The organism is Brevundimonas diminuta 3F5N (genome assembly GCF_900163625.1).
GTDB classification, from domain to species: Bacteria; Pseudomonadota; Alphaproteobacteria; order Caulobacterales; family Caulobacteraceae; genus Brevundimonas; species Brevundimonas diminuta_A.
In genome coordinates, this window is the sequence record NZ_FUIE01000051.1 from 1 (window position 1) to 17226 (window position 17226).

Annotated in this window: 9 protein-coding genes; 3 read left to right on the forward strand and 6 right to left on the reverse strand. The window is 65.1% G+C overall.

Features of this window, described 5'->3' with window-relative positions; translation table 11 throughout:
• Positions 1-165: 165 nt before the first annotated feature.
• The 3 genes from fusA to rpsL form a co-directional block, all read right to left on the reverse strand.
• A complete protein-coding gene (gene fusA, locus FM111_RS09880; protein ID WP_087140772.1) occupies positions 166-2244 on the reverse strand; it encodes an elongation factor G in 2079 nt (692 codons plus the stop codon).
• Between the two features lie 135 nt (positions 2245-2379).
• Positions 2380-2853, reverse strand: a complete 474-nt coding sequence (gene rpsG / locus FM111_RS09885; protein WP_087140773.1) for a 30S ribosomal protein S7 — start codon at positions 2851-2853, stop codon at positions 2380-2382.
• A gap of 63 nt (positions 2854-2916) precedes the next feature.
• The gene (gene rpsL, locus FM111_RS09890; protein WP_003165508.1) at positions 2917-3291 is read right to left on the reverse strand and encodes a 30S ribosomal protein S12; all 375 of its coding nucleotides are present in this window, start codon (positions 3289-3291) and stop codon (positions 2917-2919) included.
• Between the two features lie 385 nt (positions 3292-3676).
• Here rpsL and FM111_RS09895 point away from each other — a divergent pair, with 385 nt between their 5' ends.
• Positions 3677-4717 (forward strand): hypothetical protein, encoded by a 1041-nt coding sequence (locus FM111_RS09895; protein ID WP_087140774.1) that lies wholly within the window; start codon positions 3677-3679, stop codon positions 4715-4717.
• A gap of 159 nt (positions 4718-4876) precedes the next feature.
• On the opposite strand, the gene rpoC is transcribed toward FM111_RS09895, so the two are convergent.
• Both rpoC and rpoB read right to left on the reverse strand, forming a co-directional pair.
• Positions 4877-9070, reverse strand: coding sequence for a DNA-directed RNA polymerase subunit beta' (gene rpoC, locus FM111_RS09900; RefSeq protein ID WP_087140775.1), 4194 nt, complete (start codon positions 9068-9070; stop codon positions 4877-4879).
• 98 nt (positions 9071-9168) lie between these two features.
• Positions 9169-13284 carry a DNA-directed RNA polymerase subunit beta gene (gene rpoB, locus FM111_RS09905; RefSeq protein ID WP_087140776.1) on the reverse strand — a complete coding sequence of 1372 codons (4116 nt, stop codon included), beginning with the start codon at positions 13282-13284 and terminating at the stop codon, positions 9169-9171.
• A 321-nt stretch (positions 13285-13605) separates the two neighbouring features.
• On the opposite strand from rpoB, the gene FM111_RS09910 reads away from it, so the two are divergent.
• Positions 13606-14133, forward strand: a complete 528-nt coding sequence (locus tag FM111_RS09910; RefSeq protein WP_087140777.1) for an FKBP-type peptidyl-prolyl cis-trans isomerase — start codon at positions 13606-13608, stop codon at positions 14131-14133.
• Here the strand turns inward: FM111_RS09910 and FM111_RS09915 are convergent.
• Positions 14130-15071 carry a DUF2268 domain-containing putative Zn-dependent protease gene (locus FM111_RS09915; protein ID WP_087140778.1) on the reverse strand — a complete coding sequence of 314 codons (942 nt, stop codon included), beginning with the start codon at positions 15069-15071 and terminating at the stop codon, positions 14130-14132. The genes FM111_RS09910 and FM111_RS09915 overlap by 4 nt on opposite strands.
• 185 nt (positions 15072-15256) lie before the next feature.
• Here FM111_RS09915 and FM111_RS09920 point away from each other — a divergent pair, with 185 nt between their 5' ends.
• Positions 15257-17206, forward strand: coding sequence for a M61 family metallopeptidase (locus tag FM111_RS09920; protein WP_373407972.1), 1950 nt, complete (start codon positions 15257-15259; stop codon positions 17204-17206).
• Positions 17207-17226: the final 20 nt, after the last annotated feature.

Below are 17226 nucleotides of genomic sequence, written 5' to 3' on the forward strand. Positions count from 1 at the left end.
CGATCGTGCCGATGTTCACGTGCGGCTTCGTGCGTTCGAACTTTTCCTTGGCCATTCTCTAGCTCCTGGTGTCCCCAAACTGGGGTCCAAATGGGTTTGGGGATAGGTGGGGCGATTTGTGGTCAAACCGCCCCGTTTTCAAGTGCGTCCGTCAGAAAGACGGATTTAGGCGTACTTCTTGATCACTTCGTCGGCGACGTGTTGCGGCACCGATTCATAGTGGTCGTACTGCATGGTGAACTGGGCGCGGCCCTGCGACATGCCGCGCAGCGTGTTCACGTAGCCGAACATGTTGGCCAGCGGCACGAAGGCGTTCACGACGACGGCGTTGCCGCGCATGTCCTGCCCCTGGATCATGCCGCGACGGCCGTTCAGGTCGCCGATGATCGAACCCAGGTACTCTTCCGGGGTCACGACCTCGACCGCCATGATCGGCTCGAGCAGCTTCGGTCCACCCTTTTCCTTCAGCTCGCGGAACGCAGCGCGCGACGCGATTTCGAAGGCCAGAACCGAGGAGTCGACGTCGTGGAAGGCGCCGTCGATCAGCGTCGCCTTGACGTCGATCACCGGGAAGCCGGCCAGCAGGCCGTTGTCCTTGGCCGACTTCAGGCCCTTTTCGACGCCCGGAATGTATTCCTTGGGCACCGCACCGCCGACGATGGCCGACTCGAAGACGAAGTCCGAACCCGGCTCGCCCGGCTCGAACACCAGCTTGACGCGGGCGAACTGGCCCGTACCGCCGGTCTGCTTCTTGTGCGTGTAGTCGATCTCGACCTTGCGGCTGATCGATTCACGATAGGCCACCTGCGGCGCGCCGATGGTCGCTTCGACCTTGTAGGTGCGCTTCAGGATGTCGATCTTGATGTCCAGGTGCAGCTCGCCCATGCCCTTCAGGATCGTCTGGCCCGACTCGTGGTCGGTCGAGACGGTGAAGGACGGATCTTCCGAAGCCAGCTTGGCCAGGGCGACGCCCAGCTTCTCCTGGTCGGCCTTGGTCTTGGGCTCGACGGCGATCTCGATGACCGGCGCCGGGAATTCCATCTTCTCGAGGATGACCGGCGACTTCAGCGGGTCGCACAGGGTGTCGCCCGTGCGGGTTTCCTTCAGGCCGGCCAGGGCGACGATGTCGCCTGCGTAGGCTTCCTTGATGTCCTCACGGTTGTTGGAGTGCATCAGCAGCATGCGGCCGACGCGCTCGCGCTTGTCGCGCGACGAGTTCAGCAGCGACTGACCGGTCTCCATCTTGCCCGAGTACAGGCGGCAGAAGGTGATCGAACCGACGAAGGGGTCGTCCATGATCTTGAACGCCAGAACCGACAGGGGCTCTTCGTCCGAAGCCTTACGGACGATCGGCTCTTCGGTCTTGAAGTCGATGCCCGGCGTCGGCGGGATGTCCACCGGCGACGGCAAGTAGTCGACGACGGCGTCCAGCAGGGGCTGCACGCCCTTGTTCTTAAAAGCCGAGCCAGCGAGGATCGGGTAGAAGTGACCTTCGATCACGGCCTTGCGGATGCAGCGCTTCAGCACTTCAACCGAGGGCTCGTTGCCTTCCAGGTAGGCTTCCATGGCCTCGTCGTCGATCTCGACGGCGTTGTCGACCAGGTACTGGCGAGCGGCGGCCACAGCGTCAGCCATGTCAGCCGGGATGTCGCGCACGTCGGCCGAGGCGCCGACTTGGTCGGTTTCCCAGACCAGGGCCTTCATCTCGACCAGGTCGACCACGCCCTTCAGGTTCGATTCCGAACCGATCGGCAGTTGGATCGGCACAGCCTTGGCGCCCAGACGATCGCGGATCGACTCGACGGACTTCTCGAAGTCGGCGCCGATCTTGTCCATCTTGTTGACGAAGACGATACGCGGAACGTTGTACTTGTCAGCCTGGCGCCAGACGGTTTCCGTCTGCGGCTCAACGCCGGCGTTGCCGTCCAGCACCGTCACGGCGCCGTCGAGCACGCGCAGCGAACGCTCGACTTCAATGGTGAAGTCCACGTGGCCGGGGGTGTCGATGATGTTCAGGCGCTTTTCGCGCCAGAAAGCGGTCGTCGCGGCCGACGTGATGGTGATGCCGCGTTCCTGCTCCTGGTCCATCCAGTCCATGGTGGACGCGCCATCGTGCGTCTCGCCCATTTTGTGGTTCTTGCCGGTGTAGAACAGGATCCGCTCGGTCGTCGTCGTCTTGCCCGCGTCGATGTGGGCCATGATGCCGAAGTTGCGGTAGTCTTCGATGTTGTGTGTGCGGGGCATTGAAGTTGCCTTCCGGGAGCTTCGCGGACGCGGCGAGCGCCCTGGGGTGTCGGATATGACGGCGCGGGCGATTCCGAAAAAACGCCCGCGCCAGATCGTCTTAAATAGTCGCCGCCATTGGCGGTTTTAAGACGCTTACCAGCGGTAGTGGCTGAAGGCGCGGTTGGCTTCGGCCATCTTGTGGGTGTCTTCGCGCTTCTTGACTGCGGTGCCGCGGTTGTTCGAGGCGTCCAGCAGCTCAGCGGCCAGCTTTTCCGTCATGGTGTTTTCGCCGCGGTTGCGGGCGGCGTTGACCAGCCAACGGATGGCCAGGGCGCGACGACGGTCCGGACGGACTTCGACCGGCACCTGATAGGTGGCGCCGCCGACGCGACGCGAACGGACTTCGACCGACGGGGCGACGTTTTCCAGGGCGGCGTGGAAGGTCTCGACCGCAGTCTGCTCCTTCTTCTTGTCCGCCAGGATGTCGAAGGCGCCGTAAACGATGTTTTCGGCGACGGCCTTCTTACCTTCGTACATGACGTAGTTCATGAACTTGGTGACGATCAGATCGCCGAACTTGGGATCCGGCAGAACTTCACGCTTCTGGGCGCGGTGACGACGCGACATGGGTTATTCCTTCTCGGGCCCGACTGACGTCGGGAAAATCTCTGAAACGTAGGCCGGGGCCGATTACTTCGGACGCTTGGCGCCGTAGTGCGAACGACGCTGCTTGCGGTCCTTGACGCCTTGCGTATCGAGCACGCCGCGCAGGATGTGGTAACGCACGCCGGGCAAGTCCTTCACGCGGCCGCCGCGGATCAGCACAACCGAGTGCTCCTGCAGGTTGTGGCCTTCGCCGGGGATGTAGCACACGGCTTCGACGCCGTTCTTGGCCAGACGGACCTTGGCGACCTTACGCAGAGCCGAGTTCGGCTTCTTCGGGGTCGTCGTGTACACGCGGGTGCAGACGCCGCGACGCTGGGGCGAACCCTCCAGGGCCGGGACCTTGTTGCGAACCGGCTTCGGCTTGCGGGGCTTGCGGATCAGTTGGTTGATCGTGGGCATTCGAATTCGTCTCTTTTCGATGTGGAGGCGTGTGTCTTTCGACCGGAGCGCCTCATGAGCCTTCTTTTGAACGGGACCGAAGCCCCGTCCGGGTGCTATCGAGCCGAGGTCACGACGCCCAAACAGAAAAACCGGAACGCGCGCTTCGGGCGTTCCGGCGGGACACAGCCCGTCCGTTCAATTGTCACGATCTCAACGGACGGCGAACCGCCCACGTCTCGAAAGTGCGCGGCTTCTACGCTCGATCCGTTAACAGGTCAAGGGATTCGCACAGGCCGACGCCCGAGGCCCCGCATTCGCACCCTGTTCAGGGATCGATGATATTGCGCCTATACATCGCCATGCTTGACTAGGCATCATTCGTTCGGACGATGGGGGAGCCTTCATGAGCATCGCCGTTCTGCCCGACGGCGCCGCAAAACGGGCGCGGCCGGGTCTCAAGCGAACCCTGACGGCAGGAGCCTCCCTGCTGCTGCATGCGGTCGTCCTGGGCAGCATGGCCCATTACGCCGCGAGCGACCGGCGCGAAGCCCTCCCCTCGCCGCCGGCCCCGCCGATCATCCAGCTTGAACTCGAGCGTCCGTTCGTTCCGCCGCAACCGCTGCCGCCCCTGCCCGCACCGACACGCGTCCCGACGCCCCCGCCGACACCCGTAGAATCGCAGCCGCCTCAGAGCGCCGCAGCCCAACCTTCGCCCGCGCCGGTCGCCGTTCAGGCGACGCCGGCCCCTCGGACTGCGCCGCAAGCCGCGCCCCTGCCGACTCCTGCGCCCAAGACGGCGCCCACGCGCCCCGCCGCAGCGCTGGAGCAGGCGCCCGCAGCCCCCGCCGTGATCGCGCCCATACGCCCACGCAAGAAGGACGAAGAGGATGGCCGCGACGGCCTGCCCGCCCCGCCAGCGCCGCGGCTGGCCAATCCGGCGCCGGGCGCGCCTTCCGCCGCCGCCTCAGGCGTGGACGGCGTGTCCGACGCCTGGCGGGTGACGTCGGAAGGTCAGACCGGGCGCAACGCACGCGCCTTGCGCACCTCGCCCGCCGGATGCCCCGCCGGCCAGTTGTTGCGGCGAGGCGAAGAGATCATCTGCGAGGAAAGGTTCAACGCCCGCGCGGCGCAGGGCGCAGAGAACGGCCGCATCACAGGCTCCGGCAACGCCGGACGCGACGCCCGCTTCGCCCGCGAAGGCGCGCGCGAGATGCAGCGCTACGAGGCCCAGCGACGCCCGCTCAGCGGCGGCGTCGGCGTTCTGGCGCCCCAGGACTGCCCCGGCTCCAACTTCGGCACGGGCTGCGCCGGCGCGCACCTGGATTCCTCGATGCAGATAGACTCCAACCGCAACGTCCAGACCCGCCGCGACGGCGCCCCGGCCTCGGGCCGCCCGATGACGCCCGGCGCCGCCGGACCGCGCGAACCGATGCGTCCTCAGTAAACGTCCGGCGCGCAGCCCCATCGGCCATCGGCTGCCCAACGGCCTCAACGCCGTAGCCCAACAGACGGCCTCAAGCAGCGCGAAGCGCGATAGGCCAACAAAAAAGAGCGGCGCCTTTCGACGCCGCCCTCTTCAGTCTTTGCAGGTCCGAGACCCGGATCAGTCGGTCGACTGCTCCAGCTCCAGGGCCAGATCCGCGGGAAGCGGTTCGACCGCATCTTCGCGGGCCTGGGTCAGCTCAGCGTCACGCTCGTTGGCGATCTTCTGCAGGCTGCGCAGGTAGGAGCCCGTGCCCGCCGGGATCAGACGACCCACGATCACGTTTTCCTTCAGGCCTTCCAGCGTGTCCTTCTTACCGTGGACCGAAGCCTCGGTGAGGACGCGAGTGGTCTCCTGGAACGAGGCCGCCGAGATGAAGCTGCGGGTCTGCAGCGACGCCTTGGTGATGCCCAGCAGGACCGGCTGCACGGTGGCGATACGGCCGCCGCGCTTCTCGACCTTGGCGTTCTCGATGTCGACTTCGACCCGATCGACATGGTCGCCCTTGATGAGCGTCGTCTCGGCGGAATCGAGGACTTCAACCTTCTGCAGCATCTGGCGAACGATCACCTCGATGTGCTTGTCGTTGATCGGCACGCCCTGCAGTCGATAGACCTCCTGCACTTCGTTCACCAGATACTCGGCCAGCGCCTCGACGCCCTGGATGCGCAGCAGGTCGTGCGGATCCGGGTTGCCGTCGATGATGTAGTCGCCCTTCTGGATCAGATCGCCGTCGTGGACGGAGATGTGCTTGCCCTTCGGGATCAGGAACTCGACCGCTTCGCCCTGGTTGCCGTCTGCATCGACTTCCGGGGTGATCTTGATGCGGCGCTTGTTCTTGTAGTCGCGACCGAATTCGACGCGGCCGTCCATCTCGGCGATGACAGCGCAGTCCTTCGGACGACGGGCTTCGAACAGTTCGGCCACGCGCGGCAGACCGCCGGTGATGTCGCGGGTCTTGGCGCCTTCGGTCGGGATACGAGCGACGATGTCGCCCGGCTTGACCTCGTCGCCGTTCGCCACCGACAGGATGGCGCCCACGGGCAGCAGGTAACGCGCGTCAGAACCGCTCGACAGCTTGGCGTAGCTGTCGCCCTGGGTGACGCCGACGGCCGGACGCAGGTCCGAACCGCGCGGGCTGGCGCGCCAGTCCGACACGACGCGCTGGGCGATGCCGGTGGCTTCGTCGGTCTCTTCCTTGACCGACAGGCCTTCGACCAGGTCCTCGAAGCGCACCACGCCGCCGACTTCCGTCAGGATCGGGGTGGTGTAGGGGTCCCACTCGGCCAGGCGCTGGTTCTTGACCACCTCGCCGCCGTCCTTGACGCGCAGGCGCGCGCCGTAAGGCACCTTGTAGGATTCGCGGTCCTTGCCGTCGACGGTCACGGTGACCACGACGTTGCGGCTCATGGACACCGGATCGCCGTGGGCGGCGATAACGGTCGGGCCGACCACCTTGATGATACCGGCGTTGGTCGCCTCGAAGAACGAGGTTTCCGCCACCTGGGCCGTACCGCCGATGTGGAAGGTACGCATCGTCAGCTGGGTGCCCGGCTCGCCGATCGACTGGGCGGCGATGACGCCGACCGCTTCGCCGATGTTGACGTTGGTGCCACGCGCCAGGTCACGGCCGTAGCACATGCCGCAGATGCCGGCGTCGGCTTCACACGTCAGGGCCGAGCGGACCTTGATGGACTGGACGCCGACCTTGTCGATCAGCTCGACTTCCTCTTCCTGCAGATAGGTGTCCGCAGGGAACAGGAGTTCGCCGCCCGGCTCCTTGATGTCCTCGGCCGCATAGCGACCCAGGACGCGTTGGCCCAGCGAGACCAGCACGTCGCCGCCTTCGACCACGGCGCGCAGGGTGATGCCGCGCGTCGAGCCGCAGTCTTCCTCGGTGACGATGGAGTCCTGCGCCACGTCCACCAGACGACGGGTCAGGTAACCCGAGTTGGCGGTCTTCAGCGCGGTGTCGGCCAGACCCTTACGGGCGCCGTGGGTGGAGTTGAAGTATTCAAGGACGGTCAGGCCTTCCTTGAAGTTCGAGATAATCGGCGTCTCGATGATCTCGCCCGAAGGCTTGGCCATCAGGCCGCGCATCCCGCCCAGTTGCTTCATCTGGGCCTGCGAGCCACGAGCGCCCGAGTTGGCCATCATGAAGACCGAGTTGATGTCGGGCTCCTGGCCCTTGATCAGGACGCGAGGCTGAGCGATTTCGCCCATCATCTCGTCGGCGATCTTGTCCGTGGCCTTAGCCCAGGCGTCGACGACCTTGTTGTACTTCTCGCCCTTGGTGATGAGGCCGTCAGCATATTGCTGCTCGTACTCTTCGACCTGGGTGCGGGTTTCGTTGACCAGCTGTTCCTTCTTGGCCGGGATGACGATGTCGTCCTTGCCCACCGAGATGCCGGCCTTGGCCGCTTCGCGGAAGCCCATCTGCATCATCTGGTCGGCGAAGATGACCGTCGCCTTCTGACCACAGTGACGGTAGACCTGATCGATCAGGTTGCCGATTTCCTTCTTGGTCAGGTTCTTCTCGAGAAGACGGTAGCCGATGTTCCGGTTCAGCGGCAGCAGAGCGCCCAGCTTCATCCGGCCCGGCGTCGTGTCGATCACCTTGGTCACGACTTCGCCGTCCGAGTTCATCTCGGTCCAGCGCGCCTTGATCTTGGTGTGCAGCTTGACGACCTGGGCGTCCAGCGCGGCGTCGATTTCACCCATGTTGGCGAACAGCTTGCCTTCGCCCGGCTGGTTCTCCTTGACCAGCGACAGGTAGTACAGGCCCAGGACGATGTCCTGCGACGGCACGATGATCGGCTTGCCGTTGGCGGGCGACAGGATGTTGTTCGTCGACATCATCAGGACGCGCGCTTCCAGCTGGGCCTCGAGGCTCAGCGGGACGTGCACGGCCATCTGGTCGCCGTCGAAGTCAGCGTTGAACGCCGTACAGACCAGCGGGTGCAGGCGGATGGCCTTGCCCTCGATCAGCTTGGGCTCGAACGCCTGGATGCCCAGACGGTGAAGCGTCGGCGCGCGGTTCAGCAGGACCGGGTGCTCGCGGATGACCTCGTCCAGGATGTCCCAGACAGCGGGCTGTTCGCGCTCGACCATGCGCTTGGACTGCTTGACGGTGCCCGACAGACCCTTGGCGTCCAGACGCGCGTAGATGAACGGCTTGAACAGCTCCAGCGCCATCTTCTTCGGCAGGCCGCACTCGTGCAGCTTCAGCTCGGGACCCACGGTGATGACCGAACGGCCCGAGTAGTCGACGCGCTTGCCCAGCAGGTTCTGACGGAAGCGGCCCTGCTTGCCCTTCAGCATGTCGGCCAGCGACTTCAGCGGACGCTTGTTCGCGCCGGTGATGACGCGACCGCGGCGGCCGTTGTCGAACAGGGCGTCGACGGATTCCTGCAGCATCCGCTTTTCGTTGCGGATGATGATGTCTGGCGCGCGCAGCTCGATCAGGCGCTTCAGGCGGTTGTTACGGTTGATGACCCGGCGATACAGGTCGTTCAGGTCCGACGTCGCGAAACGGCCGCCGTCCAGCGGCACCAGCGGGCGCAGTTCCGGCGGGATGACCGGCACGATGGTCAGGATCATCCACTCGGGCTTGTTGCCCGACTCGATGAAGGCTTCCATCAGCTTCAGACGCTTGGAGGCCTTCTTGGCCTTCAGCTCCGACGGGCTGTCGGCCAGTTCGGCGCGGTGCTTTTCAGCCTCGGCGTTCAGGTCGATCGCCATCAGCAGGTTGCGCACCGCCTCGGCGCCGATCTCGGCGGTGAAGCCGTCGTCGCCGAACTCTTCCTGATAGTGATAGAACTCGTCTTCCGTCAGCAGTTGGTTCTGCTTCAGCGGGGTCAGGCCCGGCTCGGTGACGATGTAGTTCTCGAAGTACAGGACGCGCTCGACGTCCTTCAGCGCCATGTCCAGCATCAGCGAGATGCGCGACGGCAGCGACTTCAGGAACCAGATGTGGGCGACCGGAGCGGCCAGGTCGATGTGACCCATGCGCTCGCGGCGAACGCGAGCCAGCGTGACTTCAACGCCGCACTTCTCGCAGATGATGCCCTTGTACTTCATGCGCTTGTACTTGCCGCACAGGCATTCGTAGTCCTTGGTCGGGCCAAAGATACGGGCGCAGAACAGGCCGTCACGCTCAGGCTTGAACGTGCGGTAGTTGATGGTTTCCGGCTTTTTGATCTCGCCGAACGACCACGACCGGATCTTCTCCGGCGAGGCCAGGGCGATCTTGATCTGGTCGAAGGTCGGGGTGACCGGGACCGGGTTGAAGATGTTCAGGACTTCCTGGTTCATCTTTATTCCTTCTGCGGGAATGCCCCGCGAAAATCATTCAGAGAGGAGAACAGGCGGACCGCCCTCCCCCGCCGTGCGGGAGAGGGCTTTGTTTCCGGTCAGCTGTTTTCCAGCTCCACGTTCAGGCCCAGCGAGCGCATTTCCTTCACCAGCACGTTGAAGGACTCGGGGATGCCAGCCTCGAAGCTGTCGTCGCCGCGGACGATGGCCTCGTAGACCTTGGTCCGGCCGGCCACGTCGTCCGACTTCACCGTCAGCATTTCCTGCAGGGTGTAGGCGGCGCCGTAAGCTTCCAGAGCCCAGACCTCCATTTCCCCGAAGCGCTGACCGCCGAACTGCGCCTTACCGCCCAGCGGCTGCTGGGTGACGAGCGAGTACGGGCCGATCGAGCGGGCGTGGATCTTGTCGTCGACCAGGTGGTGCAGCTTCAGCATGTACACATAGCCGACCGTGACCGGACGCTTGAACTGCTCGCCCGTCTGACCGTCGAACAGGATCGACTGACCCGAACGATCCAGATCCGCCGATTCCAGCAGGTCCTCGATGTCCGAGATGTGCGCGCCGTCGAAGACCGGAGTCGCGAACGGAACGCCCTTGGACAGGTTCTGAGCCAGCTCGATCAGCTCTTCGTCGCTCTGCGGCAGCGGGGTGTCGGCGCCGTAGATCTCGGTCAGACGCGACACCAGGGCGTCGCGCATGCCGCCGTCCATCCACTGCTCGAGCAAGCCCTTGATCTGCTTGCCGAGGCCAGCGGCGGCCCAACCCAGGTGGGTCTCGAAGATCTGGCCGATGTTCATGCGCGACGGCACGCCCAGCGGGTTCAGAACGATGTCGACGTGCGTGCCGTCGTCCAGGTGCGGCATGTCCTCGATCGGCAGGATCTTGGAGATGACGCCCTTGTTCCCGTGACGGCCGGCCATCTTGTCGCCCGGCTGCAGCTTGCGCTTCACGGCCACGAAGACCTTGACCATCTTCATGACGCCAGGCGGCATCTCGTCGCCGCGCTGCAGCTTCTCGACCTTGTCTTCGAAGCGACGGTCGAGGGCCTTACGGGCGTCCTCGAACTGCTTCTTCATGGCCTCCAGCTCGCCCATCGCCTTCTCGTCGTCGAGGGCGACCTGCCACCACAGACCCTTGGACACTTCGGCCAGCTTCTCTTCGGTCACGTCGCCGCGGCCCATGCCCTTCGGGCCGGACACGGCAGTCTTGCCGAGCAGCAGCGGCTTCACGCGGCCGTAGACGTTACGCTCAAGGATCTTGAGCTCGTCGTCGCGGTCCTTGCCCAGACGCTCGATCTCGGCGCGCTCGATCGCCATGGCGCGCTCGTCCTTGTCGATGCCGTGGCGGTTGAACACGCGCACGTCGACGATGGTGCCGGCGACGCCCGGCGGCAGACGCAGCGAGGTGTCGCGCACGTCCGAAGCCTTCTCGCCGAAGATGGCGCGCAGCAGCTTCTCTTCCGGCGTCATCGGGCTTTCGCCCTTCGGCGTCACCTTGCCGACCAGGATGTCGCCCGGCTGGACTTCGGCGCCGATGGCCACGATGCCCGCTTCGTCGAGGTTGCGCAGGGCTTCCTCGCCGACGTTCGGGATGTCGCGGGTGATTTCTTCCGGACCCAGCTTGGTGTCGCGGGCCATGACCTCGAACTCTTCCAGGTGGATCGAGGTGAAGATGTCGTCGCGCACGATGCGCTCAGAGATCAGGATGGAGTCTTCGAAGTTGTAGCCGTTCCAGGGCATGTAGGCGACTAGGACGTTGCGGCCCAGAGCCAGTTCGCCCAGGTCCGTCGACGGACCGTCGGCGATGACGTCGCCGGTCTTCACTTCATCGCCCACGCGCACGATCGGGCGCTGGTTGATGCAGGTCGACTGGTTGGAGCGCTGGAACTTCGACAGGCGATAGATGTCGACGCCCGAACGGCCGGCGTCCACGTCGCCCGTCGCGCGGACGACGATGCGGGTGCCGTCGATCTGCTCGACCACGCCGTCACGACGGGCGATCACCACAGCGCCCGAGTCCACGGCCACGACCGCTTCCATGCCGGTGCCGACCAGCGGCGCGTCCGACTGCACCAGAGGCACGGCCTGACGTTGCATGTTGGCGCCCATCAGCGCGCGGTTGGCGTCATCGTTTTCCAGGAAGGGGATCAGGGCGGCGGCGACCGAAACGACCTGTTTCGGCGACACGTCCATCATGTCGACCGTTTCCTTGGTCAGCAGCTGGGAGTCGCCGTTGATACGGCCCGGCACCAGCTCCTCGACGATCTCGCCGTCCTTCAGCTCGATGTTGGCCTGGGCGATGACGTGCTTCGCCTCTTCCATGGCCGAGATGTAGACCACCTCGTCCGTCGCCTTGCCTTCGACCACGCGACGGTACGGGCTTTCGATGAAGCCGTACTTGTTGACGCGGGCGTGAGTGGCCAGCGAGTTGATCAGACCGATGTTCGGGCCTTCCGGCGTTTCAATCGGGCAGATGCGGCCGTAGTGGGTCGGGTGAACGTCGCGGACTTCAAAGCCGGCGCGCTCGCGCGTCAGACCGCCCGGGCCAAGCGCCGAAAGGCGACGCTTGTGGGTGATTTCCGACAGCGGGTTCGTTTGGTCCATGAACTGCGACAGCTGCGACGAGCCGAAGAATTCACGCACCGCGGCGGCGGCCGGTTTGGCGTTGATCAGGTCGTGCGGCATGACCGTGTCGATATCGACGCTGCTCATGCGCTCCTTGATGGCGCGCTCCATGCGCAGCAGGCCGACGCGGTACTGGTTTTCCAGCAGCTCGCCCACCGAACGAACCCGGCGGTTGCCCAGGTTGTCGATGTCGTCGATCTCGCCGCGGCCGTCCTTCAGGCCGACCAGGATCTGCAGCACCTTCAGCACATCGTCCTTTTGCAGGACGCGGATTTCGTCCGAAACCTCGGGGGTTTCCAGACGCATGTTCATCTTCACGCGGCCCACGGCCGACAGGTCGTAGCGCTCTGCGTCGAAGAACAGCGAGTTGAACATGGCCTCGGCCGCTTCCGGCGTCGGCGGCTCGCCCGGGCGCATGACGCGATAGACGTCAAACAGCGCGTCCTCGCGGCCCGTGTTCTTGTCCACGCGCAGGGTGTTGCGCATGTAGGCGCCGACCGTAACGTGGTCGATGTCCAGCACGTCGATGGTGGTGAAGCCGTTGGCTTCCAGCAGTTCGATCGCGGCGGCGTCCAGCTCGTCGCCCGCCTCGGCGTAGATTTCGCCGGTCTGGAAGTTGACGGCGTCCGAAGCCAGATACTTGGTCAGCAGGGCGTCAGCCGCCAGCGACAGCGACTTCAGGCCGCCGTCAGCCAGCTTCTTGGCGGCGCGGGCGCTGATCTTCTGGCCAGCGGGAGCGACCACTTCGCCGGTGTCGGCGTCGACCAGGTCGAACTCCGGCTTCACGCCGCGCCAGCGTTCCGGCTTGTAGGGGGTGACCCAGCCTTCGCCGCGCTTCTCGTAGGGGACGGTTTCGTAGAAGGTCTTGAGAATCTCCTCGCCGTCCATGCCGAGGGCCAGCAGGAAGGTCGAGGCCGGCAGCTTACGGCGACGGTCGATACGGACGAAGACGATGTCCTTGGCGTCGAACTCGAAGTCCAGCCACGAGCCGCGATACGGGATCACGCGGGCGGCGAACAGCAGCTTGCCCGACGAGTGGGTCTTGCCCTTGTCGTGGTCGAAGAAGACGCCCGGCGAACGGTGCATCTGCGAGACGATCACGCGCTCGGTGCCGTTGACGATGAAGGTGCCCTTGTCCGTCATGAGCGGGATATCGCCCATGTAGACGTCCTGCTCCTTGATGTCCTTGACCGAACGGGCGCCCGTTTCTTCCTCGGTCTCAAAGACGATCAGGCGCAGCTTGACCTTCAGCGGCGCGGCATAGGTCATGTCGCGCTGGATGCATTCCTCGACGTCGTACTTCGGCTCCTCGAACTCGTAGGAGACGTATTCCAGGACGGCGCGCTCGTTGAAGTCCTTGATCGGGAAGACCGACTTGAAGACCGCTTCGATGCCCTCGTCCCGGCGCAGACCCGGACGCGACTCGCGCTGCAGGAACTGCTCGTAGGAAGCGCGCTGAACCTCGATCAGGTTCGGCATCTGCACGGCTTCGGGGATGCGCCCGAAGCTGTAGCGAATGCGCTTCTTGCCGGTAAACGACGTGGCGGCAGCGATCTTACCCAAGGCGAGACCGTCGGTGGACTTGGCCATTCTGTTTTCCCAATCGCGGCCCCTTGCGAGGCCCGCTCTCAATGCAGCAGCCACGGCGCGCCGATCGGCGATCCGTGACCGTTAAATGTCTCTCGGCGCCCACCCTCGATCCGCTAAGAGATCAGGACGCCTGGATGTATCCGCCCCCTTGGGGAGGGGCGACGCCTTCGCACCGGTCGGAGGGCGACAAACCGGGCCTCGGCGCTTTCGCGCGGGATTCAGGGAATCTGCGAACGCGCATATATACGCCCTTCTTGGGCGAAATAAAGACCCCTCACGCGACTAGGTGACAGTTTCGATCAGCGTGATAAGCCTAGCCTTATGAAGCACATCGCCCTGCCCGCTCTCGCCGCCCTGTCGGGCGCACTGTCGCTGACCGCGTGCGCCTCGACGTCCGACGTCGACTTCGCCGAGCCGCGCACCCCGGTCGGCCCCGCGACCCAGGAGAATTGGGAGGTCGGCCAGGCCGCCTATCTGATGTGGAACAGCCAGCGTCGCGGCTGGACATCGACCCCGTCGGGCCTGCAGTACCGCCTTGTCGGCAAGGCCAATCCCAAGGGCGAGCAGCCGACGGCGACCGACACGGTCAAGGTCCACTATCGCGGCACATTCATCGACGGGCGCGAGTTCGACAGCTCCTATTCCCGCAACGAACCGGCCAGCTTCCCGCTCAATCGCGTCATCAAGGGCTGGACCGAGGGCGTCGCCCTGATGCGCGAGGGCGAAACCTATGAGTTCGTCATCCCCGCCGACCTGGCCTACGGCCCGCGCTGGATGGGGACCGAGATTCCCGCCAACTCGGCCCTGCGCTTCACGGTCGAGCTGTTGGACGTGAATCCGGCGGACTAGCTCAGGTCCATGCCGGGCCGCCAACCGCTCGCCGCCACGAAGGCCTTGACGTCCGTGAGCTGCAGGATCTGCCGCAAGGCCTCGCGCTTGTCTGGGGCGTTCCTATAATAGGCCTTGGCGATGCGGTAACCAACCCAATAGCCGAGGTCGCCAGGCTTCTCGGGCGTTGAATTATAGACCCAGGCTGACAGGTCGGTCTTGTTCTGATCAGCGACAAAGGCGGTCTCGATCTCGAGTTCACGCCCTCGGGTCTGCGGCGCGAGATAGGCATAGGCCGGCGCGCCAATCATCAGCTCGGTCACGAACTCCGCGACGCCTTCGGCCAACGACACCTCGAGAACCGTGTACTGCTCCTTTTCGGTGAGCTCCGGCGCCTGCTGAGTATGGACATACTCGTGGATCAGAACCCCCACGAACCGGTCCTCGATATCGGGATTGATGAAGTCGGTGGCGCAGAGCGCTTCCAGCCCCACCTGGATGCCGTCCAACGGACTGCCGACCGCGACCGGACGGCCGCGACCAATCACAAAGGTCGCCGAGGGAAACCGCGCCTCGGGATACTGATCGATGAAACGGGCCAGCCCCTCCGCGACTCGCGCACGGACGCGCGGCAGATGGCCGGCGCAGGCGCGCGCCTCGACATAAATCTCGGGCCGGGCGGCCATGGCGTCCGCCATCCTCGCGCCCGTCACCCTGCGGACCTTCGCCAGGTGCGTCAGACCGGTGGAGCCCTCATCCAGATAGGCCTGAAGCTGCTCGGCGGTCGGCTGCCCGGCGGTGCTGTCGTAAAGCGCATAGAAGCGGTCAACGTCGCCGGTCTCGATCACGGGTTCGTGGCTGGCGCGATCCGGCGCGGCCATCTGAGCCGCACTGGCCGGAAACGACGCTGAAATCGCCATCGCCGCGGCGACGCTCGCCAGAATCCGCTTCCCGTCCATGTGATCCCCTTCGCCTTGTGATGCCGCTGTCAGGCTAGTACGCAACCGTAGCCGATGAAATGCGCGTCAGCGCAGACGACCCAAACATGACGGCGAATTCATCCGCCCACGTCGGGCTTGACCATAGCCGCGACGCACAGTGATCTGCGGCGTCCTCGCCGCCTTGCCGGAAAGTCCCCCTGATGATGCGTCCTGCCACACGCCTGCTTGTCACCGCCTGCGCGTCCGCCTTGCTGTTCAGCGCCGGCGCCGCTCTGGCCCAGGTGGGCACGCCCGCCCTGCCCGTCGCCCTGGCGCCGATCCCGGCGGCCAAGGACGAAGCCTATCCCGGCGTCATCAAGCTGGATGTCGACGCGACCGATATCGACCGCCGCCTGATCCAGGTGCGCCAGACCATTCCGGTCAGCGGCCCCGGCCCTCTGATCCTCTTCTATCCGCAGTGGATTCCCGGCAACCACGGCCCGGTCGGCCCCGTCGCCAACGTCGGCGGCCTGACCTTCACCGCCGAGGGCCGGCGCCTGGAGTGGGTGCGCAACACCGTCCAGCCCTGGGCCTATCAGATCGAGGTTCCGGCCGGCGTCACCGAGGTCGAGGCCGCCTTCCAGTGGCTGACGCCCATCGAAGGCAATCAGGGCCGCGTCGTCGTCACGCCCGAGATGCTGAACATCCAGTGGGAGAAGGCCCTGCTCTATCCGGCGGGCTATTATTCGCGCCAGATCACCTTCCAGCCGACGCTGAAGCTGCCCCAGGGCTGGAATTACGGCGTCGCCCTGGACACTGTCAGCTTCGAGAACGGCTTGGCGACCTTCGCCCCCATCACGCTGGAGCATCTGGCCGACAGCCCCGTCTTCGCCGGCGCCCACTATCGCCAGATCGACCTCGATCCGGGCGGCCGCTCGCCGGTGCGCCTGAACGTCGTGGCCGATGACGCCAAGATGCTGGGAGCGACGGACGAGCACGTCCAGCTGCACCGCAACCTGGTGCAGCAGGCCGACCGCCTGTTCGGCGCGCGCCACTTCAACCACTACGACTTCCTGCTGGCCGTGACGGACAAGCTGGGCGGCATCGGCCTGGAGCATCACCGCTCGTCCGAGAACAGCGTCGATGTGAAGTACTTCACCGACCGCGAGGCGACCCTGGCCGACCGCGACCTGCTGGGTCACGAGTACACCCACAGCTGGAACGGCAAATGGCGCCGTCCGGCCGACCAGCTGACGCCCAATCTGAACGAACCGCTGCAGAACTCCCTGATGTGGGTCTATGAGGGCCAGACGCAGTATTGGGGCCTGGTCCTGACCGCCCGCGCCGGGCTGATGTCCAAGCAGCAGGCCCTGGACGTCCTGGCCATGAGCGCCGCCAGCTTCCAGCACATCCCCGGCCGCCAGTGGCGCGCCATGCAGGACACCACCAACGACCCGATCATCAGCCAGCGCCGCCCACAGCCCTGGAGCAGCTATCAGCGCAGCGAGGATTACTACCGCGAAGGCGCGCTGGTCTGGCTGGACGCCGACACCCTGATCCGCGAGCGCACAGGCGGGAAGAAGTCGCTGGATGACTTCGCCAAGGCCTTCTTCGGCGTCGAGGACGGGAACTGGGACCCGGCCCCCTATACCTTCGCCGATGTGGCCTCGACCCTGAACGGGGTGCAGGCGAACGACTGGGCCGCCTTCCTGCGCGAGCGACTGGACGCGGTCGGCCCCGACTCGCGTGGGCCGCTCGACGGGTTCGAACGCGGCGGCTACCGCCTGGTCTTCAAGGAAGAACCGTCCGGCTATATGGGCGCCCTCTATAAAGAGCTGGGCCGCAACGACTTCACCTATTCGCTCGGCTTCATGATGAACGGGTCGAACAAGATCACCTCCGTTCTGTGGGGCGGTCCGGCGTTCGAGCAGGGGCTGACCTCAGGCTGGGAAGTCGTCGCCGTCGGCGGCCGCGCCACCTCGGCCGATGTGCTGAAGGAGGCCGTGTCCGCCGCCAAGGGGACGTCGGAGCCGATCGAGCTGATCCTCAAGAACGGCGACCGCTTCAAGACAGTGCGTTTCGATTACCACGACGGCCTGCGCTATCCGCATCTTGAGCGGATCGAGGGAACGCCCGACCGCCTGGGCGACATCCTGTCGCCACGACGGCGCTAGGAAATTCCACCTGAACACCC

Excerpts from the sequence above, each read along its gene's own strand:
- FM111_RS09895 (WP_087140774.1), top strand. The coding sequence starts at position 3,677 with ATGAGCATCGCCGTTCTGCCCGACGGCGCCGCAAAACGGGCGCGGCCG.
- FM111_RS09915 (WP_087140778.1), bottom strand. The coding sequence starts at position 15,071 with ATGGACGGGAAGCGGATTCTGGCGAGCGTCGCCGCGGCGATGGCGATT.
- rpsL (WP_003165508.1), bottom strand. The coding sequence starts at position 3,291 with ATGCCCACGATCAACCAACTGATCCGCAAGCCCCGCAAGCCGAAGCCG.
- FM111_RS09910 (WP_087140777.1), top strand. The coding sequence starts at position 13,606 with ATGAAGCACATCGCCCTGCCCGCTCTCGCCGCCCTGTCGGGCGCACTG.
- rpoC (WP_087140775.1), bottom strand. The coding sequence starts at position 9,070 with ATGAACCAGGAAGTCCTGAACATCTTCAACCCGGTCCCGGTCACCCCG.
- rpsG (WP_087140773.1), bottom strand. The coding sequence starts at position 2,853 with ATGTCGCGTCGTCACCGCGCCCAGAAGCGTGAAGTTCTGCCGGATCCC.
- fusA (WP_087140772.1), bottom strand. The coding sequence starts at position 2,244 with ATGCCCCGCACACACAACATCGAAGACTACCGCAACTTCGGCATCATG.
- rpoB (WP_087140776.1), bottom strand. The coding sequence starts at position 13,284 with ATGGCCAAGTCCACCGACGGTCTCGCCTTGGGTAAGATCGCTGCCGCC.
- FM111_RS09920 (WP_373407972.1), top strand. The coding sequence starts at position 15,257 with ATGCGTCCTGCCACACGCCTGCTTGTCACCGCCTGCGCGTCCGCCTTG.